Source organism: Henriciella aquimarina (assembly GCF_002088975.1).
GTDB classification, from domain to species: domain Bacteria; phylum Pseudomonadota; class Alphaproteobacteria; order Caulobacterales; family Hyphomonadaceae; genus Henriciella; species Henriciella aquimarina.
In genome coordinates this window covers 14818-36100 of the sequence record NZ_NCST01000039.1, presented here as the reverse complement: position 1 = coordinate 36100, position 21283 = coordinate 14818, and the positions used below count along the sequence as shown (strand labels likewise).

The window sequence follows — 21283 nt, the reverse complement described above, 5'->3', positions numbered from 1 at the left end:
TGTGAGGTCCCGTCCCGGCGATATCGGGCTGAAGCGCGAAAAGGCCGGTGCCGCGCTAGAATTCCTTGCGGCTGCCGCGATCGAGATCCGTGCCCTTGCCGTCGATGATCTCGTCGAGACGTTCGCGCATTTCGTTCTTGTCGTCCTTCGGGGCTTTCAGCGCGGCGATGCGCAGCACGTCCTGGTCCTCCTCGCGATAGTCCTCGCAGAGATCGGTGATCACGGCGCTGAATTCGCGGAAGCTGACCCGCCGGTCGAGATTGGGGTCGAAGCGCACCGGATTGGCGAGCGAATCATCGCGGGTCGGCAGGCGCTCGGCCCATTTCTGCTGTTCGATGGCGGTCAGCGTGCCGTCGCCATTCGCGTCGGCCGCGGCAAAGGCACCTTCAATGCCGGCTTCAAGCTCGCCCTGCGAGATCCTGCCGTCGCCATCGGTGTCGAACGAGGCGAGCAGGCCGCCGCCGGGTTTCAGCTTCTCGGCATTCAGCTTCTTGCGGCCATGGTCCGTTTTCACTTCGCCGGAGCCGGGCAGGCGTACCAGCGATTCATCTTCGGCAGCCGCAGCGCCAGAGAGCGTCGCAACTGAAGCCATCATCAGCGTGAGGGCAGAAATAAAGCGGATCATCAGACCTCCTCGAGAAGGACGGTAAACGCATACTATAGCCCGGTGTTGCCTGAACACCACATGACCAATCAGTAGGTTTTGGGAATTTCTTGTTTGAAAAACACAAAAGACTGACTGGAGTTCGCTGAATTCCTGGCAAGGCTCTACTGTTTAAGCCTTCCCACGGCTGGTCCGTGGGATCCATCTCCACCCGGTTTGGCCCTGGCAGAACGGACCGGAGATGGGCCCCACGGATAAACCGTGGGGAAGCTCCAAAACGATCCCTCCTTCTCCAATCCTCAAACGAAGGGAAGGGTCATCGAAAGATCGTCCCAATGCCTGTTCGTTGTCTCGATCAGATTGATTTTCCATTGCCGCGGCCAGGTCTTGATCCGGCGTTCGCGATGCCGGGCCGGAGATATGTCAGTGTGAATTTCGTACCAGACGAGCCGGTCGCACCCATATCTTGCCGTGAAGTGCGAGCCCTTTCCCGATTTGTGTTGGCCGATTCGAGCCCAGAGGTCTGACGAGACGCCTGTATAGATCGTCCCATTCTTTCGGTTGGCGAGCATGTAAACGGCGATAAGGTCGAACCGGGCCATTTGTTCTTTTTATGTTCCTGCCCGTGGAAGGTCAACGCGTTTCACGGCGCCCTCTCACGGATAAACCGTAGGGAGGTTTTCAGACGGCGTGGGGCGTAATGCTGGAAGACTGGGCAGGCGTGCGAACAGGGCCCGCTGCAGGACAATTTCAGCATTGTCGCAATCTATTGATCGCCCCTCCCTTGCTTTCGTCCGGTGCCTTCGTTAAATGCGGCATATAAACGTATAAAGGATCATTGATATGTCGAATGACTACGCTGTCGCGGACATCTCGCAAGCCGAATACGGCCGCAAGGAAATCGCCATTGCAGAAACCGAAATGCCGGGCCTCATGGCGGCGCGCGAAGAGTATGGCTCCGAGAAGCCGCTCAAGGGCGCACGCATCGCCGGCTCGCTGCACATGACGATCCAGACGGCCGTCCTCATCCAGACGCTCGAAGCGCTCGGCGCCGAAGTGCGCTGGGCAAGCTGCAACATCTATTCGACGCAGGACCACGCTGCGGCCGCCATTGCCGACAATGGCACGCCGGTCTTCGCTCACAAGGGCGAGACGCTCGATGAGTACTGGCAGTTCTGCGACAAGATCTTCGAGTGGCCGGACGGCAAGATGATTAACCTCATCCTCGACGATGGCGGCGATGCCACCATGTACATCCTGCTCGGCGAAAAGGCCGAGAAGGACCCCTCCCTGCTGGAAAATCCGGGCGCGGAAGAAGAAGTCGCCCTGTTCAAGCAGATCAAGAAGCGGATCGCCGAGACCCCGGGCTGGTTCGCAAAGGTCAAGAAAGAGATCCTCGGCGTGTCCGAGGAAACGACCACCGGTGTGAACCGCCTCTACCAACTCGCCAAGAAGGGCGAGCTGCCGTTCCCGGCGATCAACGTCAACGACTCGGTGACCAAGTCGAAGTTCGACAACAAGTATGGCTGCCGTGAAAGCCTGGTCGACGCGATCCGTCGCGGCACCGACCTGATGATGGCCGGCAAGACCGCTTTCGTCGCTGGCTATGGTGACGTCGGCAAGGGCTCGGCCGCGTCGCTCGACGGCGCCGGCTGCCGCGTGACGGTGTCGGAAGTCGACCCGATCTGCGCCCTGCAGGCCTCCATGGACGGCTTCGACGTCCAGACGCTCGACGACACGGTCGGCACCGCCGACATCTTCGTTACGGCCACGGGCAACAAGGACATCATTACCGTCGATCACATGCGCCAGATGAAGGACATGGCGGTCGTCTGTAATATCGGTCACTTCGACAATGAAATTCAGGTCGAAGCGCTAAAGAACTTCGAGTGGACCAACATCAAGCCGCAGGTCGACATGATCACCTTCCCGGATGGCAAGCGGATCATCCTGCTGTCGGAAGGCCGTCTGGTGAACCTCGGCAATGCGACGGGCCACCCGTCCTTCGTGATGTCGGCCTCCTTCACCAACCAGGTGCTGGCCCAGATCGCGCTCTTCCATAACAAGGGCGAGTACAAGAACGAGGTCTACACCCTGCCGAAGCACCTCGACGAGAAGGTTGCCCGCCTGCACCTGAAGAAGCTGAGCGTCGGTCTCACCGAGCTGCAGCCGGACCAGGCCGAATATATCGGCGTGACCCCGGAAGGCCCGTACAAGCCGGAGCATTACCGCTACTAGGGCTTTCCCATAGCCTGTGTGGTGCCTCCCCACGGTTTATCCGTGGGGCCTATCTCCACCCATCGACGTTTGTCGGGACTTCGGGAGATGGATGCCACGGACAAGCCGTGGCAAGGCATACAGAAGAAACATATCGCAAGAGGCGCCGGGCAACTGGCGCCTCTTTCTTTTTGCGCCTTTGTCTCCTCCCTTGCCGAAGCATCAGAAAAAAGTGACACTGGCGTCAGATAAAAAAGACCGGGAGGAACAAGTGAAGCGGAACTGGATGATAGCGGCGGCGGGGCTGGCCCTGATCGCGGCGTGTGGTGGGCCCGAAACGCCGAGCGATGAAGCCCTCGATGAAACGGCGGCCAGCGAGACCGAGGTGACGACGCCCGGCATGATCGAGGCCGGGGAGGGCTTCCAGACCAGGCTGCAGACCGCGCTGATCGAGGCCGAAGAGGGCAGCACGATCACGCTGCCCGCCGGCACGTTCGCGATGACGGACGGGCTGTCGCTCGACGTCGATGGCGTCACCATCACCGGCGCCGGGCAGGGCGAGACCGTGCTCGACTTCTCCGGCCAGCGCGGCTCGGGCGAGGGGCTTCTGGTCACCGCCGACGATGTGACGCTGGAGAACTTCTCCATCCAGGAGACCAGGGGTGACGGCATCAAGTCCAAGGATGCCGACCGCATCATCTACCGCGACCTTACCGTCGAATGGCTGGGCGAGCCGGATGCCGAGAACGGCGCCTATGGCGTCTATCCGGTCGAAAGCTCCGACGTGCTGGTCGAGCGGGTGACGGTGCGCGGCGCATCTGACGCGGGCATCTATGTCGGCCAGTCGGACAATATCATCGTGCGCAATTCCAGGGCCGCCTACAATGTCGCCGGGATCGAGATCGAGAATTCCACCCATGCCGAGGTCTATGGCAATGACGTGACCGAGAATGCCGGGGGCATCCTCGTCTTCGACCTGCCGGACCTGCCGGTCATGGGCGGCAATTCGACCAGGATCTACGACAACGACATCTATCTCAACAACACGCCGAACTTCGCGCCGCCGGGCAATATCGTGGCCGGGGTGCCGTCGGGCACAGGCGTCATCGTCATGGCGAACGACAAGGTGATCGTCACCGGCAACCGTTTCGACGAGAACCAGACCGTGCAGGTGCTGATCACCGCCTATACCGAGCCGTTCACCGACGAGGACTATAATCCGCTGCCGCGCAACATCACCGTCTCCGGCAACAGCTATGGCGAGGGCGGCAACAATCCGCAGGGCCTGCTGGGCGAGTTCGCGCCGCTGCTCGGGGGCCGGATGCCGCCCATCGTCTGGGACGGCGTGACCCGCTGGGACGAAGAGGCCGATGCCGACCTCAACCTCGCCATCGAGGAGGGCGATAATATCGCCTTCGTGAATATGGGGCTTGGCAGCTATCCGGTCGATCCGGCCGCCGCCAGCCCGAGCATGGAGCGCCCGGACGGCGACGCGTTCGGAGAGCTCGAGCCGGTCAAGCTCGCCCACGCGGAATGAGGGGCGCGCTCGCCACGCTTGTTCTGGTCCTGCTGGCGGCCTGCGGGCAGGAGGCCGCCGGGCCGGACATGGGCGTGATCCTGGCGGACTCGCCCGCCCCGACACTCGCGGCCTATGGCTTCTTCAAGGATGCGGGCGCGCGCGAGCCGGCCGATGGCGTCGTCGCCTATGACCTCGTCAATCCGCTCTTCTCCGACCATGCCGCCAAGCACCGCTTCGTCTATGTGCCGGACGGCGAGGCCGCCGATTACGAGCCGGACGCCGTCTTCGACTTCCCCGTCGGCACGGTGCTCATCAAGACCTTTGCTTTCGCCCCGGACATGCGTGAGCCCTCCGTCAATGAGCGCTATCGCGAGACGCGGCTGCTGATCCACAAGCAAGAGGGGTGGGCGGCCTATCCTTATGTCTGGAACGAGGGCGAGACTGAAGCCAGCTATGCCCCCGCCGGGGCGTGGCTGGAGCTTGCCTTCACCGGTCCGGGCGGCGAGCCGGTCGAGACCGAATACCGCGTGCCGAACCAGAATCAGTGCAAGACCTGCCACCAGCTGGGCGAGGCCATCGCCCCGATCGGGCCGAAGGCGCGCAACCTCAATCATGTCGGCCCTTATGGCCGTGCCCAGCTCGCCGACTGGTCGGCGCGCGGCCTGCTGCAGGGGCTGCCGGACGCTCCGCCCAGTGTGCCCGATGTACACGACGCCACCGCCAGTCTCGAGGGCCGGGCACGCGCCTATCTCGATGTGAACTGTGCCCACTGCCACCGGCTGGAAGGCTCGGCGTCGAATTCCGGGCTGCTCCTCGGCTGGAGCGTGGAAGACCCAGTCGCGCTCGGCATCGGCAAGCATCCGACCGCCGCCGGGCGTGGCTCGGGCGACGCCATCCATGTCATTGCGCCGGGCGCGCCGGACCACTCCATCCTCACCTATCGCATGGCGTCAACCGAAGCCGGCATCGCCATGCCGGAGCTCGGCCGCTCGCTTGCCGATGCGGAGGGCGTGGCGCTGGTGCGGGCCTGGATCGCGGAGATGCCGCAGCAGTGAGCCCCCTCTGGCAAGCAGTCTCAAGGCTTCCTAACTGAGAGGTCTCGAACGAACAGGGAGATGCCCCATGGCCGGTGGCTGGTCGCGCGATGGCGCGGTGCATGAACAGATCGAGGATTCCATCCAGGACGAGCTGAAGCGCGTTCAGGCCATGCAGCCGCGTGGGGAAAGCCTGACCCACTGCCTGGAATGCGGCGAGCCGATCCCGGAAAAGCGCCGCGAGCTGGTGCCGGGTGTGAAGTTCTGCATCGAGTGCCAGCAGGAGCGCGATGCCGACGCCGCACAGCGCGGCGGGATCAACCGGCGCGGCTCGAAGGACAGCCAGCTCAGATAGGGTCTGCCCGCGCGGGGTTCGCCAATTACATAAAATTCCACAGAGCGCTTTCGGGCCGCTTCAAGACCTTTCTGCCTATGCTCCCGGCGGTTGAGGGAGAAACCGGCATGGCAAAAACTCAATGGATCGCGGCGGCGCTGATGGCGGTGTCGTTGGGCGGATGCGATGCGGCGCTCTCGGGTGCGGGCCCGGTTTCGCCGGAGACGCCGATGGTCGCGGGCGAGGATCAGGGCGATGTCCGCTTCGGTCAGGTGATGACGGGCGCGGAGACCTGGCGCGCCAGTGACCCGGCGCCGGCCTTCGAGGCCTATGAGATGCCCACCCATTGCCGCCTGCCGCGCGCGAGCGGGACGGCGAAGGTCTATTATCTCTACACCTATGGCGGCGGACAAAAGGTCCCGCTGCATGTCGTCTGGCGCCAGCCGGGCAGCGCCCGGATGGACACGCGCAAACGCGTGCCGACCCTGCCGGGCAATGATCCGATGTTCTCGAAAGGCTCGCCTGTTCACAACGAAATGGAAAAGCTCGCCGAGGCCCGCCTGATCGGCAATATGCGCCGCGCCGACGTCGTTGTGACCGATACCGACCAGCCGGTCTATCTCGTGCTCGCCTCCTATGACGAGATACTCTGGAACCTGCAGCTGGCACCCGGCGTGATGCTCGATGGGGTGTCGGTGATCTCCTATGAGGGCGCCATGGTCGCCAATGCGCCGGAGCCGGAGCGTGTGGGCTTTATCTCCATGCGCAACAGCCCGAATGCGAAGTGCTATGAAAGCCCCAAGGGCCGGGAAATCCCGGTCGCAGAACGGGTCGCCGGGGCGAAGAAGCTCAATCCCGATTTCGACGAGCGCGCCTATCTCGACCGCTGGCGTCAGGACATTCGCGACACCCGCAAGTTCCACACCCAGACCCTGCCGCGTCTGGTCGGCGCGCGGGCCGGTGTGCAGCTTTACCGCAAGAAGGGAGTCGGCGCCGATGCCGTTCTGATGGGGCCTGTGCCAGAGGTGCCGTTTGCGCCGCAGCCGGTGACGTCCATCCTGTATCAGTCCAACATGATCCCGCTCTGGGGCACGCGGAAAGACGCTGAAGAAGCGGTGCTTGGCAAGAGCTGAGGCGGCTTATCCTTGAAGGGGATCGCCTGAATCTTTTGCGCCTTGCCGCGGACAGGCCGTGGGACAGTTTTGAAACAAAGGTCGGGACGAACGCTTCAGCCCGCGCCCTAATAGACCTTCATGATCTCGTCGATCGTGGTGAGGGCGTCGCCGCCGCAGCGGATCTCGACGCGGGCCGGGTCGATGCCCTTGCTGCGATAGACGATCTTGTTCAGGCCAGCATCCGGGCCCCACTCGACCACATCCAGCATCAGCGTGCCGTTCTCGCTCACGCCCTGGCTCTCGAAGCGCCTCGACAGGCCGTCGGCCTTGACTTCCAGCATCACGACAACCTGGCCGCTCGGCCCGTCGGGGCCGGGCATCATGTCCTTCCAGGCCGACTGGTCGGTGATGGTGAACTCGCAAAGCGGGGTGGCGGGCGTCTCGGCCATGGGGCCTCCCGGAGCGGTGCAGGCGCCAAGCATGGCGGCGGCGAGAAGGGGAAAGGTCAGTTTCATATCCAGTCTCCTACCATGTCTTCGCAAGGGTGAACCAGTAGACACTCGCCGCCTCGGCGCTCTCGACATGGTTGGGCTGGGTCGACAGCGCCGCCGTCAGGCCGGCATTGAAACCGCCCGGCATGCCGAAGCCCCAGCTGGCCTCGTAATTGATTTCGCGCCCGCTGGGCGTCAGCGGGGCGTTGATCATCTCGGAGACGAAGCTGAAATTTTCGTCGAGGCCCGTGACGCCCTGGAAGTTGAGCGTGCCGGTCTCGGCCCGGCGCGGCTGGGCGACGGTAAGCCCCAGCGTGCCGATGGCGGTGATCGTGTCGGCGCCAACCGACCAGCGGCTCGTCCAGACATTCTCGGCGTCGACGCCCGGCAGGTCGACGGCAGCCGCTTCCATGCCGGCCGACAGGCGCAGATTGCGCCAGGGGCGGTAGGCGCCCTCCAGCGCATAGGCGGACAGCTTGGAGCGGTCCTCGCCGCCGAAGCGGCCCTGGATGACGCCGCCCAGCGCCGTGCGCTCGTCGCGAATGGTCGAGATCTGGCCGCGCAGGCCCCAGCGTTCCTCGATGCGCGACAGGCCGACGCCGGAAACCGACAGCTCTTCAGCGTCCGAGGAGAAAACCTCGAATGACATGTCGCCGACATCATGGCTGAAGCGGGCCCAGCCGCCATCGGAAAAGCCGGTGCGCGCGCCGGCTTCGGTGATCAGGCTGACCTGCGGGGCGAGCGATTTCGCGCCATAGCCCCGGCCGAACTCGACCGAACCGCCGGAGAAGCTGTACTCGGCTGTAAATTGCGCCGGCGGAGCCTCGTCATAGGGCACGGCCGGATCGTCGCGGAAGGCTGGCTGGTAGTAGGCGAAGGTGACAGGGCCCTGCCGGAAGGCGCGGTTCTGGCCGGCGGCGGCATCGGCACGATAATCGAAATCGGCAATGCGGGCCGAGCCCTGCGGCATCAGGGCGGCGGCATCGAAGCGGTAGGCGCGGTTATACTTGTCGGTGAAGACCAGTTCCCCGAACGCGCCCGGCTGGCTCGCCCAGTCCCCGAATGCCCCGGAGGCGGGCGCCATGGAAAGCGCGGTCGGCACGGCCTCGCCCTCGATCTGGAAGCTGGTGGTGCCCTGCGGGGCGAAGGCGGCGGCCAGGTTCAGCGTGCCGACGCCGGACACTGCATCGGTGCCGGTGCCGGCCGGCTCCTCGCGGATCGGGTCGGGATCGCTGTCGACATAATCGTCGGCGCTGTCGAGCAGGGCGGCCAGCGCATCCTCGGGTGCCATGTTCGGGAAGAGGTCCAGCATCAGCGCCAGCGCCCCGGAGACGTAGGGCGCGGCGAAGGAGGTGCCGCTGACAAAGTAATAGTCGCCCTCATCGTCGGCATCATTGCAGCCGGAGGTGACATTGGCGCTGCAATCGGGTCGGTCGGGCAGGGCGACATTGTCGTCCGGCCCGGTCGTGACGACCCGTTCGCCGGGGGCGAGGATATAATAGTTCTGCGTGTCGCCGGCGCGGTTGGAGAAGTCCGAAATCTCGCCATTGCGGTCAATCGAGCCGACGGCGACGACGCGGCCGAGCGTTCCGCTGGTACCGGCGATATTGGCTGGTTCGGTGGGCGAGGTGCCCTCGGCCTCAAGCACCGTGCTGGGGTCGTCCTCGTCGGGACCGGCCGGAGCGGCATCGTTGCCGGCGGAGACGACGACAAGCACGCCCGCGCTGGCGGCCCGGCGCACGGCGTTTTCAAGCGTCGGATCGGTATCCGGTTCGCCGCCGAGCGAGAGGTTAATCACCCGGGCGCCCAGACTGACGGCGCGGTCGATGGCCGCTGCGGTGTCGGCATCGCGGAACTTGCAGCCCTCATCCTCGCCGGTTTCCTGGCAGCTGCCGGGCCGGTCGGCGCGGATGGCGAGAATGTCGGCCTCGAAGGCGATGCCGTGCGCGCCGGTGTCGTTCTTCAGCGCGGCCACCACGCCGGCGACCTCCGTGCCGTGCCCGTCGGGGTCGATATCGTCGGGCGCGCGGGTGGCGGCATTGATGTCGAGGGAGGTCGAGAGGATCTGGCCGTCGAGGTCCGGATGGTCGGCGATCACATTGGTATCGATCACAGCGACCGTAATGCCTTCCCCTGTCGCGCCGGCGGCATAGGCCGAGGACGCGCCGATCAGGGGCAGGCCTTCACTCGCATTGTATTCCGGCGTCTCGAAATCTTCCGGATCACCCGCCGGGGGCGGGGGAGGCGGCGGCGGTGGCGGAGGGGGTGGAGGAGGCGGAGGACTGACCGGGGCGTGACTGCTGCCGCCGCCACCACCACTGGCACAGCCGGCCGCGCCGAGCAGTAAGGGGACGGCCAGCGACGCGCTCAAGAGGAGGTGCGAAAGGGGGCGGGGGCGACTGACGGTCATGATGTGGGATCTCTTCTTTTGACCAGATCGCCCATCCGGGCGCGTCTGACTGTGAACGCCATAGCTGTCTTACAGCTTCTTGCAGGGCAAGGCGCCTGAAAATGTTACGCAACCAAGGCTGTGTCAGGTCGCATCCCTTGGCAAGTCACACCGGCGGTGAAGACAGGTAGTATACGCGCTATGGTCATGGCCGGATCAGCAGGATTCGCGGAAAAGACGCGGATTCGGTGTCTGGACAGGCCTTACGGACATTGAATCCGGCGTCCGGGGCCGTCTGAGGGTTACTGCGCCGTTAACGCGGGCTTAACGCGAACCACCCATTCCGTTAACTAGTAGATTGGCCAACGTGCGAAGTGATTCGCGCGGGAGGGATGATATGACGGCTGAACAGGTCCCCATCATTATCGCGGCCGGTGCGCTTGCACTCGGGCTAGCCTTTATTCTCTGGGCGCTCCGGACGTCGGAAGGCGCGCGCGGCGCTGCCAAGCGTTATCGCGAGCGCGCGGGCGAGGCCGAGACCGATCTGGCCGAGCTGAAATCCGTGCTCGGGGCCCATCCGGGCGTCATCCTGGTCTGGCAGGGCGATACGCTGGAGGATGAGGGCGACGCCATCTCACCGCCGGAAATCCATGGCTCGCCCATCGCGCTGGCCGGCCTGTTGCGCTTTACCGATGACGCGGTCTCGGCCGACCCGGCCATGCGCATCATCGAGGGACTTGCCGATCTCGAGGCCCGTGACGGGGCCGGGCAGGACACGACGCTGCGCATCCGCCTGCGTGAGCTGCGCGAGAACGGCCAGCCTTTCTCGCTGACGCTGATCGGCCCGTCCGGGCGTTTCCTGGAAGCCGATGGCCGCACCGCGGGGGCGCGTGCCGTCGTCTGGATCACCGACTCCACCATCAAGGGGCTGGAAGAAAGCTCCGCGCGCGGCAAGCTCGAAGAGGCCCGCCAGGTTATTGCGCGCGACCCGACCGCCTTCCTCGACATGCTCGGCAAGGCGCCGTTCCCGGCCTGGCGCGTCTCGGGTGTCGGGCGCCTGCAATGGGCAAACGCCGCCTATATCGAGGCCGTCGATGGTGGCTCGCTCGACCGCACGCTCGACCGTCAGGTCATGATCGACGACAAGGCCGTCGACCAGATGCGGCGCACCATCTCCGAGGGCAAGGATATCGACGCCACGCGCCATATCGTCGTCGGCGAGGAGCGCCGCGCGATGCGTATCCTGACCTTCCCGCTCTCGGGCGGGGCCGGGGCCATGGCCTTCGACGTCACCGAGGAAGAGGCCGCCCGCGAGGAACTGAACCGCCACGTCAAGGCGCATGACGAGACGCTGAACCACGTCGCCGATGGCGTCGCCATCTTCGGGCCGGACCGCAAGCTCGTCTTCTATAACCGCGCCTTTGCCGCGATGTGGGAGCTCGACGAAGGCTTCCTGCTCGACAGTCCGAGCCATGGCGAACTGCTCGACCGGCTGCGCAGCCACCGCCGCCTGCCGGCGCGGGCCGACTATGCCGAATGGCGCGCCAATGAGCTGTCGCACTATCTCGACATCTCCGGCATCGAGGAAGACAAGTGGTCGCTGCCCGACGGGCGCACGCTGCAGGTCACCCGCCAGCGTCACCCGATGGGCGGGCTGCTGCTGCTGTTCAAGGACATTACCGGCGAGCTCGATCTGCAGACCAAGTTCAATGCGATGATCAAGACGCAGACCTCGACGCTGGACAGCCTGCACGAGGCGGTCGCCGTGTTCGGGGCCGATGGCCGGCTGAAGCTTTCCAACAAGGCGTTCACCACGCTCTGGGGGCTGGACGAGCAGCTGGTGAAGAACACGCCGGACTATGACGTGATCATCGAGGCCTGCATCCCGCTCTTCCACGACCGCGAGACCTGGAGCCAGATCAAGGGCCACATCACCGACCCGTCGGCCAATGCGCGCCAGATGACGACGGGTGAGATGAAGCGCTCCGACGGCACGACGATCACCTATGTCACCCAGCCGCTGCCGGACGGGAACACGCTGATCGCCTTTGCCGACGTCACCGCCCAGCGCGCGGTCGAGGGCGCCCTGCGCGGCCGGGCCGAAGCCTTCGAGGCGGCCGACCGGCTGAAGACGGAATTCGTGCGTAATGTCAGCTACCAGCTGCGTTCGCCGCTGACGACGATCCTCGGCTATGCCGAATTCCTGCAATCGGGCCGGAATGGCGAGCTGAATGAACGCCAGCTCGACAATGTGAACTCGATCCTCACCGCCTCGGACCATCTCAACAAGCTGATCGAGAACATCCTCGACCTCGCCCTGATCGAGGCCGGCCGGATGGATCTCGACCTTGAGGACTTCAAGCTCGCCGAGGTGGTGCAGGAAAGCGTCGACCTCATCGTCGGCAAGGCGACCGACACCCAGATCAGCGTGCATGCCGATATCGAGAAGGGGCTGGGCACCGTGCATGCCGACAAGCGTCGCATCCGGCAGGTGCTGTTCAACCTGCTCTCCAATGCGATGCGCTTTACCGAGCCGGGCGGCGAGATCACCGTTTCGGCGAGCCGCGTCGAGACCATGGCGATCCTGTCGGTCAAGGATAATGGCAAGGGCATCGAGGCCGACCAGCAGGCCTCCAGCTTTGACAGCTTTACCTCGTCCGACCAGCGCGGGGCCGGGCTCGGTCTGGCGCTGGTGAAGAATTTCGTCGACCTGCATGGCGGCAATGTCGGCATCAAGTCGGTCCCCGGCGGCGGCACCGAAGTCGTCGTCTGGCTGCCGGTGACGGCGGTGACCAACAAGCGCACCCCGCTGGAGAATGCGCCGATGGAGGCCAGTGCCTGATTTGGACAGTCCCGCCGGCACAGGCTGACGCGGCGGGAGAAAGCGGAAAAAGCGAGGCCGGGGCTTGAACGCTTCGGCCTTTCCCGCTTCAAGGCATATGTTGAGGGGGCCGGGCGATGTGGTGCATCGTCTGGCCTTCCCCGTATTTGAAGGGACAGAGGAAGGATACACCATGCCGTTTACAGAGCCCCGCCATGACTGGACGCGTGAAGACATTGCCGCGCTTTACGAAGCGCCGCTGGACACGCTGATCGGCAAGGCACTGGCCGTGAAGGCCGAGAACTGGGCCGACGGCAAGGTGCAGAAAAGCCAGCTCCTCTCCATCAAGACCGGCGGCTGCGCGGAGAATTGCGGCTATTGCAGCCAGTCGGCGCACTTCGACACCGATGTGAAGGCCGAGAAGCTGATGCCGCTGGAAGACGTCGTCGCGGCCGCCCGCGAAGCCAAGGCCGGTGGCGCCGACCGCTTCTGCATGGGCGCGGCCTGGCGCAGCCTGAAAGAGCGCGATGTGCCGAAGATCACCGCCATGATCGCCGCGGTGAAGGCCGAGGGCCTGGAAACCTGCGTCACCGCCGGCATGCTGGAGCCGCACCAGGCGCATGCGCTGCGTGAAGCGGGCCTCGACTATTACAATCACAACCTCGACACCTCGCGCGAATATTACAGCACGGTCGTCTCCACACGGACCTATGAGGACCGGCTGGAAACCATCGCGCACTGCCGCGAAGCGGGCATCAATCTCTGCGTCGGCGGCATCCTCGGCATGGGCGAAGGCCGCGAGGACCGCGTCGGCCTGATCCATGAGCTCTCCAAGCTCGATCCGCATCCGGAAAGCATTCCGATCAACATGCTGGTCCCGATCGAGGGCACGCCGCTCGGCAACAGCCCGGAAATCAGCGTGATCGAGATGGCGCGCGCCATCGCCGTCTGCCGTATCGTCTTCCCCAAAAGCTGGGTGCGCCTGTCGGCGGGCCGCGAAGGCATGACCGAGGAAGGCCAGGCGCTGTGCATGCTGGCCGGCGCGAACTCCATCTTTGTCGGCGAGCGGCTGCTGACCACGAACAATCCGGGTGAGACCCGCGACGAGGCGCTGCTCAAGTCGCTCGGCTTCGAGCATGCCTCGCGCGAGGAGACCGCGACGCCGCAAGTGCGCCGTCACACCCTGCTCGGCCAGGCCTGAGAGGGCACGCCATGAGCACGACAATCGAGGCCGTCATCTGGGACTTTGGCGGTGTGCTGACCTCCTCGCCCTTCGAGGCCTTCAACCGGTATGAGGCCGAGAAGGGCCTGCCGGCGGACTTCATCCGTGGGGTGAATGCCCGCAATGGCGACACCAATGCCTGGGCGAAGTTCGAGCAGGCGAAGATCAGCGCCGAGACGTTTGACGAGCTGTTCCGCGAAGAGAGCAAGGCGCTCGGCCATGAAGTGCCGGGCAAGGACGTTCTCGGCCTGCTCTCGGGCATGGTCCGTCCGCGCGTGGTCGATGCGCTGAGGGTGTGCAAGGCCCAGACGAAGGTCGGCTGCATCACCAACAATGCGCCGTATGGCAAGGGCGCCGGGATGACCCCGGATGAAGACCGCGCCGCCGAAGCCGCAAAGGTGTTCGAGCTGTTCGACGAGGTCATCGAAAGCTCCAAGCTGGGCATCCGCAAGCCCGATCCGCGCATCTATGCGCTGATGTGCGAGGCGCTGGATGTCGATCCGAACCGTTGCGTCTATCTCGACGATCTCGGCATCAATCTGAAGCCGGCCCGTGCCATGGGGATGACGACCATCAAGGCGCTCAATGAAGAGCAGCTGCTCAAGGATCTCTCCGAGGCAACGGGATGGGCCATTCCAGCGTGATCCGCACCTTCGCGCTGGCGGCCCTGGCGGTTGGCGGGTTGGCGGCCTGTGAGCGCGAGGCCCCGCGTGACACGGTGCGTCTGCAGGTCGAGGAAGCGCCGGACTATATGCAGCCGGCCGGCGAGGCCGAAACCGAGACGCCGGAGCTGACGGACGCCGCCCGCGACACGATCGAGCAGCTGAGAGCGATCATCAATTCGAACTCGATCTACCGGCTGGCGCGCTTTGCCGGCCAGCAGGAAGGGTTCATCTCCAACTTCGCCGGCGCCTCCCACCGCGACCATTGGGACCTGTTGCGCCGCACCGGTTTCGACCCGGTCCTGCGGCTGAATGATCTGCTGAACCAGCCCTATGGCACAAAGCAGGTCGGCGGTGAGACCTGGTATATCTGGCCGGACCTCGCCGCGCTCGACCGCGATGCGCTGCAGCCCGAGCGGCTGAATTTCAGGCAGCGGGCCCGGCTGGAGGAACTCGTCGGCGACAGCGGCATTGCTGAGATACGGGCCGGGAGCGGTTATCCCGGCGTTCGCACCGCCATCGCCGAAGACGGCCGGTGGCTCTACTATGTGCACGAAAGCGAAAATGAGGAATAGATATGGCCGAGACGCTCGACCTTGATACCGCCCTTGGCAAGCTGGATGGCTGGTCGAAGTCGAAGGATGGCAAGCAGGCCATCAACAAGACATTCAAGTTCGCCGATTTTTCCACCGCCTTCGGCTTCATGAGCGCGATGGCGACCCAGGCCGAGAAGGCCGATCACCATCCCGAATGGTTCAACGTCTACAACACGGTCGACGTGACGCTGACGACCCATGATGCCGGCGGCGTGACCGACAAGGATATCGCGCTGGCCAAGAAGATGGACACGCTGGCCGGCAAGCTCGGCTAGAGCTGGCGATCAGGCACTCATCCGCTGCAGGAGGGTGTCGATTTCTTCCAGCGTCTCTTCATCCTGCGCGTGCGCGAGGTCGGCCCTGTCCTGCGAGGAGGCTGACAGGCAGCGTGTGAGCACGGTGAGAAGCTGGCGCTCGTCGATGGGCTTGGAGACATAATCGGCCATGCCGAGGGCGAGATACCGCTCGCGGTCGCCGGCCATGGCGTCTGCCGTCAGCGCGACGACGGGCACATCGGCCCAGGCCGCGTCGCTGGCACGGATATGTTCCAGCGTTTCCGGGCCGTCCATTTCCGGCATGTGAATGTCGAGCAGGACAATGTCGACGGCGTGCTTGGCGAGCATGTCGAGCGCTTGCAGGCCGCCACTGGCTTCAAGCACATGCAGGCCCAGCGGCTCCACGAAAAGACGCGCCACGCGGCGATTGATGCGGTTGTCGTCGACGACGAGGGCGGTCTTGCCGCGCAGGCCGATGACCCGGCTTTCCGGTTCCATCTGGACGAGCTTCGGCGCGAATTCGGCCGGCTCCGGGTCGACCTCGACCGGGCGAACGCGGCCGGTTTCAACCGTCAGCGTGAAGATCGAGCCCTTTCCGGGTTTTGAGACCACATTCACATCGCCATTCATCATGCGGGCGAGCTTGCGGGTAATGGCAAGGCCAAGGCCTGTGCCGCCATAGCTGCGCGAGGTGGAGTGGTCGGCCTGGTGGAAGTTCTGGAACAGCTTCTCCACCTGGTCCTCGCTCATGCCGATGCCGGTATCGGAGACATGGATCTTCAGCCGGATGCGGTCGGGCGTGCTGCCTTCTTCCGAAGTCGCGGCGACGATCACGCCGCCCTCGGTCGTGAATTTCAGGGCATTCGAGATGAGATTGTCGATACACTGGCGCAGGCGCACCGGGTCGAAGTGCATCACCGAGGGGATGTTCTTGTCGGCGATCACCCGCAGGCTCAGGCCCTTTTCCTCGGCCTTTGTGCGATAGAGACGCTCGGTGCGCTTCAGCTTATGGCGGAAATCATCCGCGATGGGCGCGATTTCCAGCTTGCCGGCCTCGATCTTGGAGAGGTCGAGAATGTCGTTCAGCAGCGTCATCAGCGACTTCGAGCAGTCGAGAATGGCATCGACCATTTCGCGCTCTTCGGCCTGAAGGTCGCGGTGGCCAAGCGCCTGGGCCATGCCGAGAATGCCGTTGAGCGGGGTGCGGATTTCGTGGCTCATCGAGGCGAGGAATTCCGACTTCGCCTCGCTCGCCGCCAGAGCTTCGCGCTTGGCATGGCGCAGTTCGCGCTCGCGCTCATGGGCGTCGGTGATGTCGGAGCTGATGCAGAGCACTGTGCCGTCCGGCAGCTGCGAGAAGGTGGCCTTGACGTGCGTGCCGCCCAGGGTCCGGACATCGACCGTCTTGAACCGGCGGATCGTGGCGCAAAGCGCGTTGGAATAAGCTTCCAGATCGAAATCCGTCACATCGCCCGAAATGGTGCGGATGCTGTTGAGCATGGCGCTCTCGAGCTCTTCGCCCTTTTCAAGCCGGCCATAGAATTCCGGAAAATGCTCGCGCGCGGTCTCGTTGACATAAAGGAGGCTGAAATCCGACGCATGCAGCGCGAATCCGTTATCGATGCGCGACAGGGCGTCCAGCATCTGGTCCAGTGTCAGCGGAATGTCCTTGTGATCCGACACGTAGCCTCCCTCATTTTTCTCCGCGGCTTGCTTAACGCACTATGGTTTAGATTTCCTTCACGGGGCGCGATGGCGGGCTTGCCGTGCGATGTGGCTTGACGCTTCCCGGCGAAGCTGGAACTGAAGCGTTTACGGACAAAAAGACGACAAGGGAGGAGATGGCATGGGCCGTGTTTCAGGAAAGATGGCACTGGTTACCGGCGGGGCGCAGGGGCTGGGCGAAGCGACGGCCCGGATGCTGGCGCGCGAGGGCGCGAAAGTCTCGGTGACCGACATCAATGGCGAGGGTGCCAGCAAGGTCGCTGCCGCGATCAATTCGGAGTTTGGAGAGGGCACCGCCTTTGCCTGGCAGCATGACGTCACCGATGCCGACCGCTGGAAGGCCGTGCTTCAGGAAGCCCATGATGCGATGGGCGGGCTGAACATACTGGTCAACAATGCCGGCATCGGCTCGCACGGCACCATCGAGAACGAGTCGTATGAAATGTTCCGGAAGGTGCAGGCGGTCGATGTCGATTCCATCTTCCATGGCTGCCAGCACGCCATTCCGCTGATGCGCGCCCACGGACTTGGCTCGATCGTCAACATTTCGTCCATCGCCGGCATCATCGCGAGCGGGAACTATATCGCCTACAACACGGCCAAGGCGGCGGTGCGCCACATGTCGAAATCCATCGCGCTGCACTGTGCGAAGACGGGTGGGCAGATCCGCTGCAACTCGGTCCATCCGGTCTTCATCAACACGCCTATCCTCGACAGCACCAAAGAGATGTTCGGGGAGGAAGAGGCGCTCGCCAAGCTCGGCCGGCAGATCCCGCTTGGGCGTGTCGGCGACCCGGACGATATCGCCTATGCCGTGCTTTATCTCGCTTCCGACGAAAGCAAGCTGGTGACTGGCATCGAGCTCAAGGTCGATGGCGGCATTTCGGCGATGTGATCAGGCCGGCAGGGCGTCGCCCAGCTTGTCCTGACGCGCCAGCCGCTTCTGGTGGCGCGCCCGCATGATCGGCGCGACCTTCCAGGCAAGCGGGGCCGCCAGCGCGGCGCTGAGCACGACCACGGCCGGGATGGCGATCGCGGCATGGGCTGCCAGCGGTGTCACGAGCACGGCGAGCAGGCCGAAACCGAACAGCACGCCCTGGGCCATGCCGTAAATTAACAGGGTAATTGCGAGGCGATTGGACATTTCCTTGCTCCAGATCTTGCCAGAGAGATACCGGATTAACCGTTTCGCCGGCCTCCTTGTTCCCGCTTGAGGGCCAAGATTCCGATTGCGCGGGCCCAAATGTTCGCATAATGTTCCTGCCGTCCAGACAAGGAGGACGGGACATGATCGGCTATGTGACACTGGGAACGAAGGACCTTGAGAAAGGCGCGAAATTCTATGACGCGGTCTGCGGCGCGCTGGGCGTCGGGCGGATGATGGAATTCGACGAGTTCATCGCCTGGGGCGAGCAGGGCGGCGGCGCGGGCATCGGCCTGACCAAGCCCTTCGACGGCAAGCCGGCGAGCGTCGGAAACGGCGTTATGGTCGCGCTTGAGGCGAAAGACGAGGCGCAGGTCCAGAAGGTCTATGAGACAGCGCTCGCCAATGGCGGCACCGATGAAGGCGCGCCGGGCCCGCGCGGCGATGACGGGTTCTATGCCGCCTATTTCCGCGATCCGGATGGCAACAAGCTCAATGCCTTCACCATGGTCCAGCCCGGCTAGCCGGGCTCGTTGCCGCGTGCATTGCGGTAGAGCCGGTAGGCAAAGAGGCTCGCCATCATGGCCGCGCTGATGACGAGCGGCAGGCGGTGCTCGACAGAGTAGAGCGTCGCGCCCAGCAGCGGGCCGAAGACGAAGCCTGAGGGCGGGGCGGCCGAGAGCAGGGCGGCGGCGCTGCCCTGTTCGTGGCGCTCCACAGACAGGCTGCCGAGCGCATTGGCGGCAGGCACGGCGAGCGCCGAGCCGGTCCCGACCAGGGCAAAGGCGATGCAGACGGCCGGGAAAGGCGTGAAGGCGGCGGCAGAGACATAGCCGGTCATGATGCAGAGCAGCCCGACCGGCAGGATGCGTTTCGGGTCCGGCCGGAAGGGCTGGACATAGCCGAACTGCACGGTGATCAGGGCCACCGACATGCAGGCGAACGCGATCCCCGTCGCCTGCACGCTGTCGGCCTTGGCGAGGCCGTAGCGGTCCTCGATCAGCCAGGCGAGGGTCTGCTGGATGGCGCCGACGGCGACGAAATAGCTGAACAGGAAGACGAGGTGCGGCAGGACGCGAGGATCGCGCATGCGCAAGGGTTCCGGACGGGAGGTCGACCGGTTGCCGCGCGAGGGCGGCAGGGCAAAGCCGATCACCACCGCAGCGATCACACAGAAGGTGATCGAGCCCCAGATCGGGGCGAGCGCCCCCAGTTCGGCCAGCACGCTCGCCCCGGCGGGCCCGAGAATGGAGCCGAGGCCAACGGCTGCGCCAAGCATGCCGAGATTGCCCGCGCGGGTTTCCGTCGTGCTGGCATCCGTCAGCGCCGCCATCGACGCCGGCTGCAGGCCAGGCGAGAGAAAGCCGAAGATGAGCCGGGTAAAGACCAGCAGGAAGAAGGTCGACAGCCCCGTCACCAGCCCGGCCAGGGCCGCTTCCAGCGCGAACACGAAGAGCGCGGTCGTGCCGGCCATGGCGAGCAATGAAAACACCATGACCCGCTTGCGGCCGAACCGGTCGGCGAGGCGGCCCCATTGCGGGATCATCAGGGCATAGACGGCCGCCGACAGCGTCAGGATGCCGGCGACCTGGACTTCGCTCAGCCCGGCTTCGCGTGCGAGGGGGGCGACGACCACGAAATTGACGGTCATGCCTGCGCCCAGCGCGACACTGCCGAGGGCGATGGTGAGCTTCTGCAGGCCCGAAAGCGGCCTGAGCGGCATCTCCGTGTCCATCGCTGGTGCCGTCATCTGACACTCCTCCCGATGCCACAGTGGCGCGCGCCGTCGCAGGCAGCAAGCCGGGCGTCGGGGAAGGGGGCGGCAAAAGCCGGTCAGAGCGCTGCTTTCCGCCGCGTGGCCCCTCGCTACGTCATCCGTAACTCCCCGTATTTGGCATGGCCCCGCGCATGGCAGACTGCTGGCCTTCCGGATGCCAAGAGGCCGAGATGGACGGCAATTTTCCTGTGAGCCCCGATGCACGCCAGCGCGTACGCGACGATGGCGTGAGCCAGACGTTCCGCGAGGCGGTGAACGGCTTCCTCGCCGACGCGCTGACCGACGCGCTGCGTCAGGCCGGGCGCGAGACGGTGGGGCTGAAATCGCCGCGCTGGGCCAGCAAGCTCTGGCAGGAGAAACTTCACGCGCGCGGCTGGGCGGCGCCCTCCTGGCCGGTCGAGCATGGCGGCACCGGCTGGAGCGCGGCCGAGCAGCTCTATTTCGAGACCGCGTGTGCCGATCAGGATGCGCCCATCGTGTATAGCTCCGGCATCCGCACCATCGGCCCGCTCATCATGGCGATGGGGCGCGAAGACCAGAAACAGGCCTATCTGCCGGCCATCCTGACCGGCGCGCATGAATGGTGTCAGGGCTATTCCGAACCGCAGGCCGGCTCCGACCTGACCGCCCTGCAGCTGCGCGCCGAGCGCGATGGTGACGACTTCGTCCTCAATGGAAGCAAGATCTGGACGAGCCTCACCAATGACGCCACCCATATGTTCCTGCTGGCCCGCTGCGACCCGGCCGCGAGCGGCAAGGACGGGCTTGTCTTCCTGCTGGTCGAGATGGACCGGCCGGGCATCGAGGTCCGCCCGATCCGCTTCATCGACGGCACCTGCGAGACCTGCCAGGTCTTCTTCACCGATGTGCGCACCCCGGCCAGCGACCGGATTGGCGAGATCGGCGATGGCTGGACGGCGGCGCGCACGCTGATGACGATTGCCCGCTCGAACAATACCACACCCGGCCGCCTGCGCCGGGCGCTGCGGGCGGCCAAACACTCCCTCGGGGCGGACGGCGCCGACCCGGCCCTTGCGGCACGGCTGGCCGCGCTGGAGATGCGGCTCGACACCTTCGAAGCGCTCTCGGCGCGAAAGGCGAGCGAGGCCCAGGGGGCGGTGACGCCGCTGACGGCGTCGATGCTGAAAGTGCTCGCGACCGAACTGCAACAGGCGATCAACGCGGCCGCGCTCGATGGCGGGCCCGGGGCGCCACTGGCTCTGCCGCGCTATCTCGCCAACCGTGCGGCCACCATCTATTCCGGCACCAGCGAAATCCACCGCAACACCATGGCGCGCCTTATCGGCTGCGCATGAGGCTTGGGCCCCGGCGGGCAATTGACGCGGCCGGGGGACTGG

The 21283-nt window shown here is 64.9% G+C and carries 20 protein-coding genes; 13 read left to right on the top strand and 7 right to left on the bottom strand.

Going from position 1 to position 21283, the window contains the following annotated elements:
• Positions 1 to 55: 55 nt before the first annotated feature.
• Together B8784_RS06190 and B8784_RS06185 are read right to left on the bottom strand one after the other, a co-directional pair.
• On the bottom strand, positions 56 to 625 hold the full coding sequence (locus B8784_RS06190; RefSeq protein ID WP_084396730.1) for an EF-hand domain-containing protein: 570 nt from the start codon (positions 623 to 625) through the stop codon (positions 56 to 58).
• Between the two features lie 278 nt (positions 626 to 903).
• Positions 904 to 1206, bottom strand: a complete 303-nt coding sequence (locus B8784_RS06185; RefSeq protein WP_084396729.1) for a GIY-YIG nuclease family protein — start codon at positions 1204 to 1206, stop codon at positions 904 to 906.
• Positions 1207 to 1447: 241 nt separating this feature from the next.
• Here B8784_RS06185 and ahcY point away from each other — a divergent pair, with 241 nt between their 5' ends.
• The 5 genes from ahcY to B8784_RS06160 all read left to right on the top strand — a co-directional run bounded on the left by ahcY (position 1448) and on the right by B8784_RS06160 (position 6841).
• Complete coding sequence (gene ahcY / locus B8784_RS06180) at positions 1448 to 2842, top strand: adenosylhomocysteinase (RefSeq protein WP_084396728.1); 1395 nt, start codon at positions 1448 to 1450, stop codon at positions 2840 to 2842.
• 250 nt (positions 2843 to 3092) lie between these two features.
• Positions 3093 to 4358, top strand: a complete 1266-nt coding sequence (locus tag B8784_RS06175; RefSeq protein ID WP_233355997.1) for a parallel beta-helix domain-containing protein — start codon at positions 3093 to 3095, stop codon at positions 4356 to 4358.
• A complete protein-coding gene (locus tag B8784_RS06170; protein WP_084396726.1) occupies positions 4355 to 5395 on the top strand; it encodes an SO2930 family diheme c-type cytochrome in 1041 nt (346 codons plus the stop codon). The genes B8784_RS06175 and B8784_RS06170 overlap by 4 nt, the downstream gene beginning before the upstream one ends.
• A gap of 67 nt (positions 5396 to 5462) precedes the next feature.
• Positions 5463 to 5729: a DksA/TraR family C4-type zinc finger protein gene (locus tag B8784_RS06165; RefSeq protein ID WP_084396725.1), complete on the top strand. Its 267-nt coding sequence runs from the start codon at positions 5463 to 5465 to the stop codon at positions 5727 to 5729.
• Positions 5730 to 5836: 107 nt separating this feature from the next.
• Positions 5837 to 6841 carry a hypothetical protein gene (locus B8784_RS06160; protein WP_143435327.1) on the top strand — a complete coding sequence of 335 codons (1005 nt, stop codon included), beginning with the start codon at positions 5837 to 5839 and terminating at the stop codon, positions 6839 to 6841.
• Between the two features lie 107 nt (positions 6842 to 6948).
• Here B8784_RS06160 and B8784_RS06155 read toward each other — a convergent pair whose 3' ends face one another.
• Positions 6949 to 7338 carry a hypothetical protein gene (locus tag B8784_RS06155; protein ID WP_084396723.1) on the bottom strand — a complete coding sequence of 130 codons (390 nt, stop codon included), beginning with the start codon at positions 7336 to 7338 and terminating at the stop codon, positions 6949 to 6951.
• 10 nt (positions 7339 to 7348) lie between these two features.
• Positions 7349 to 9724, bottom strand: a complete 2376-nt coding sequence (locus B8784_RS06150) for a S8 family peptidase (protein ID WP_084396722.1) — start codon at positions 9722 to 9724, stop codon at positions 7349 to 7351.
• Positions 9725 to 10100: 376 nt separating this feature from the next.
• Between B8784_RS06150 and B8784_RS06145 the strand changes: the two genes are divergently transcribed.
• The 5 genes from B8784_RS06145 (at position 10101) to B8784_RS06125 (ending at position 15279) form a co-directional block, all read left to right on the top strand.
• Positions 10101 to 12545, top strand: coding sequence for a PAS domain-containing sensor histidine kinase (locus tag B8784_RS06145; protein ID WP_084396721.1), 2445 nt, complete (start codon positions 10101 to 10103; stop codon positions 12543 to 12545).
• 172 nt (positions 12546 to 12717) lie between these two features.
• The gene (gene bioB, locus B8784_RS06140) at positions 12718 to 13725 is read left to right on the top strand and encodes a biotin synthase BioB (protein ID WP_084396720.1); all 1008 of its coding nucleotides are present in this window, start codon (positions 12718 to 12720) and stop codon (positions 13723 to 13725) included.
• Positions 13726 to 13736: 11 nt separating this feature from the next.
• Positions 13737 to 14390 carry an HAD-IA family hydrolase gene (locus B8784_RS06135; RefSeq protein ID WP_084396719.1) on the top strand — a complete coding sequence of 218 codons (654 nt, stop codon included), beginning with the start codon at positions 13737 to 13739 and terminating at the stop codon, positions 14388 to 14390.
• The gene (locus B8784_RS06130; RefSeq protein WP_084396718.1) at positions 14372 to 14983 is read left to right on the top strand and encodes a hypothetical protein; all 612 of its coding nucleotides are present in this window, start codon (positions 14372 to 14374) and stop codon (positions 14981 to 14983) included. The genes B8784_RS06135 and B8784_RS06130 overlap by 19 nt, the downstream gene beginning before the upstream one ends.
• 2 nt (positions 14984 to 14985) lie before the next feature.
• Positions 14986 to 15279 carry a 4a-hydroxytetrahydrobiopterin dehydratase gene (locus tag B8784_RS06125; protein ID WP_084396717.1) on the top strand — a complete coding sequence of 98 codons (294 nt, stop codon included), beginning with the start codon at positions 14986 to 14988 and terminating at the stop codon, positions 15277 to 15279.
• Between the two features lie 9 nt (positions 15280 to 15288).
• Here B8784_RS06125 and B8784_RS06120 read toward each other — a convergent pair whose 3' ends face one another.
• Positions 15289 to 16962: an ATP-binding protein gene (locus B8784_RS06120; RefSeq protein WP_084396716.1), complete on the bottom strand. Its 1674-nt coding sequence runs from the start codon at positions 16960 to 16962 to the stop codon at positions 15289 to 15291.
• Positions 16963 to 17125: 163 nt separating this feature from the next.
• On the opposite strand from B8784_RS06120, the gene B8784_RS06115 reads away from it, so the two are divergent.
• The gene (locus B8784_RS06115) at positions 17126 to 17899 is read left to right on the top strand and encodes an SDR family oxidoreductase (RefSeq protein WP_084396715.1); all 774 of its coding nucleotides are present in this window, start codon (positions 17126 to 17128) and stop codon (positions 17897 to 17899) included.
• Here the strand turns inward: B8784_RS06115 and B8784_RS06110 are convergent, their stop codons facing one another.
• On the bottom strand, positions 17900 to 18148 hold the full coding sequence (locus B8784_RS06110; RefSeq protein ID WP_084396714.1) for a hypothetical protein: 249 nt from the start codon (positions 18146 to 18148) through the stop codon (positions 17900 to 17902).
• A gap of 143 nt (positions 18149 to 18291) precedes the next feature.
• Here B8784_RS06110 and B8784_RS06105 point away from each other — a divergent pair, with 143 nt between their 5' ends.
• Positions 18292 to 18672 carry a VOC family protein gene (locus B8784_RS06105; RefSeq protein ID WP_084396713.1) on the top strand — a complete coding sequence of 127 codons (381 nt, stop codon included), beginning with the start codon at positions 18292 to 18294 and terminating at the stop codon, positions 18670 to 18672.
• On the opposite strand, the gene B8784_RS06100 is transcribed toward B8784_RS06105, so the two are convergent.
• Positions 18669 to 19898 carry an MFS transporter gene (locus B8784_RS06100; RefSeq protein WP_084396712.1) on the bottom strand — a complete coding sequence of 410 codons (1230 nt, stop codon included), beginning with the start codon at positions 19896 to 19898 and terminating at the stop codon, positions 18669 to 18671. The two genes, B8784_RS06105 and B8784_RS06100, sit on opposite strands and share 4 nt — an antisense overlap.
• 197 nt (positions 19899 to 20095) lie before the next feature.
• On the opposite strand from B8784_RS06100, the gene B8784_RS06095 reads away from it, so the two are divergent.
• On the top strand, positions 20096 to 21241 hold the full coding sequence (locus B8784_RS06095; protein ID WP_084396711.1) for an acyl-CoA dehydrogenase family protein: 1146 nt from the start codon (positions 20096 to 20098) through the stop codon (positions 21239 to 21241).
• The last annotated feature ends 42 nt before the right edge of the window (positions 21242 to 21283 follow it).

Excerpts from the sequence above, each read along its gene's own strand:
- B8784_RS06190 (WP_084396730.1), bottom strand. The coding sequence starts at position 625 with ATGATCCGCTTTATTTCTGCCCTCACGCTGATGATGGCTTCAGTTGCG.
- B8784_RS06185 (WP_084396729.1), bottom strand. The coding sequence starts at position 1,206 with ATGGCCCGGTTCGACCTTATCGCCGTTTACATGCTCGCCAACCGAAAG.
- ahcY (WP_084396728.1), top strand. The coding sequence starts at position 1,448 with ATGTCGAATGACTACGCTGTCGCGGACATCTCGCAAGCCGAATACGGC.
- B8784_RS06170 (WP_084396726.1), top strand. The coding sequence starts at position 4,355 with ATGAGGGGCGCGCTCGCCACGCTTGTTCTGGTCCTGCTGGCGGCCTGC.
- B8784_RS06165 (WP_084396725.1), top strand. The coding sequence starts at position 5,463 with ATGGCCGGTGGCTGGTCGCGCGATGGCGCGGTGCATGAACAGATCGAG.
- B8784_RS06160 (WP_143435327.1), top strand. The coding sequence starts at position 5,837 with ATGGCAAAAACTCAATGGATCGCGGCGGCGCTGATGGCGGTGTCGTTG.
- B8784_RS06155 (WP_084396723.1), bottom strand. The coding sequence starts at position 7,338 with ATGAAACTGACCTTTCCCCTTCTCGCCGCCGCCATGCTTGGCGCCTGC.
- B8784_RS06150 (WP_084396722.1), bottom strand. The coding sequence starts at position 9,724 with ATGACCGTCAGTCGCCCCCGCCCCCTTTCGCACCTCCTCTTGAGCGCG.
- B8784_RS06145 (WP_084396721.1), top strand. The coding sequence starts at position 10,101 with ATGACGGCTGAACAGGTCCCCATCATTATCGCGGCCGGTGCGCTTGCA.
- bioB (WP_084396720.1), top strand. The coding sequence starts at position 12,718 with ATGCCGTTTACAGAGCCCCGCCATGACTGGACGCGTGAAGACATTGCC.
- B8784_RS06135 (WP_084396719.1), top strand. The coding sequence starts at position 13,737 with ATGAGCACGACAATCGAGGCCGTCATCTGGGACTTTGGCGGTGTGCTG.
- B8784_RS06130 (WP_084396718.1), top strand. The coding sequence starts at position 14,372 with ATGGGCCATTCCAGCGTGATCCGCACCTTCGCGCTGGCGGCCCTGGCG.
- B8784_RS06125 (WP_084396717.1), top strand. The coding sequence starts at position 14,986 with ATGGCCGAGACGCTCGACCTTGATACCGCCCTTGGCAAGCTGGATGGC.
- B8784_RS06115 (WP_084396715.1), top strand. The coding sequence starts at position 17,126 with ATGGGCCGTGTTTCAGGAAAGATGGCACTGGTTACCGGCGGGGCGCAG.
- B8784_RS06110 (WP_084396714.1), bottom strand. The coding sequence starts at position 18,148 with ATGTCCAATCGCCTCGCAATTACCCTGTTAATTTACGGCATGGCCCAG.
- B8784_RS06105 (WP_084396713.1), top strand. The coding sequence starts at position 18,292 with ATGATCGGCTATGTGACACTGGGAACGAAGGACCTTGAGAAAGGCGCG.
- B8784_RS06100 (WP_084396712.1), bottom strand. The coding sequence starts at position 19,898 with ATGACGGCACCAGCGATGGACACGGAGATGCCGCTCAGGCCGCTTTCG.
- B8784_RS06095 (WP_084396711.1), top strand. The coding sequence starts at position 20,096 with ATGGACGGCAATTTTCCTGTGAGCCCCGATGCACGCCAGCGCGTACGC.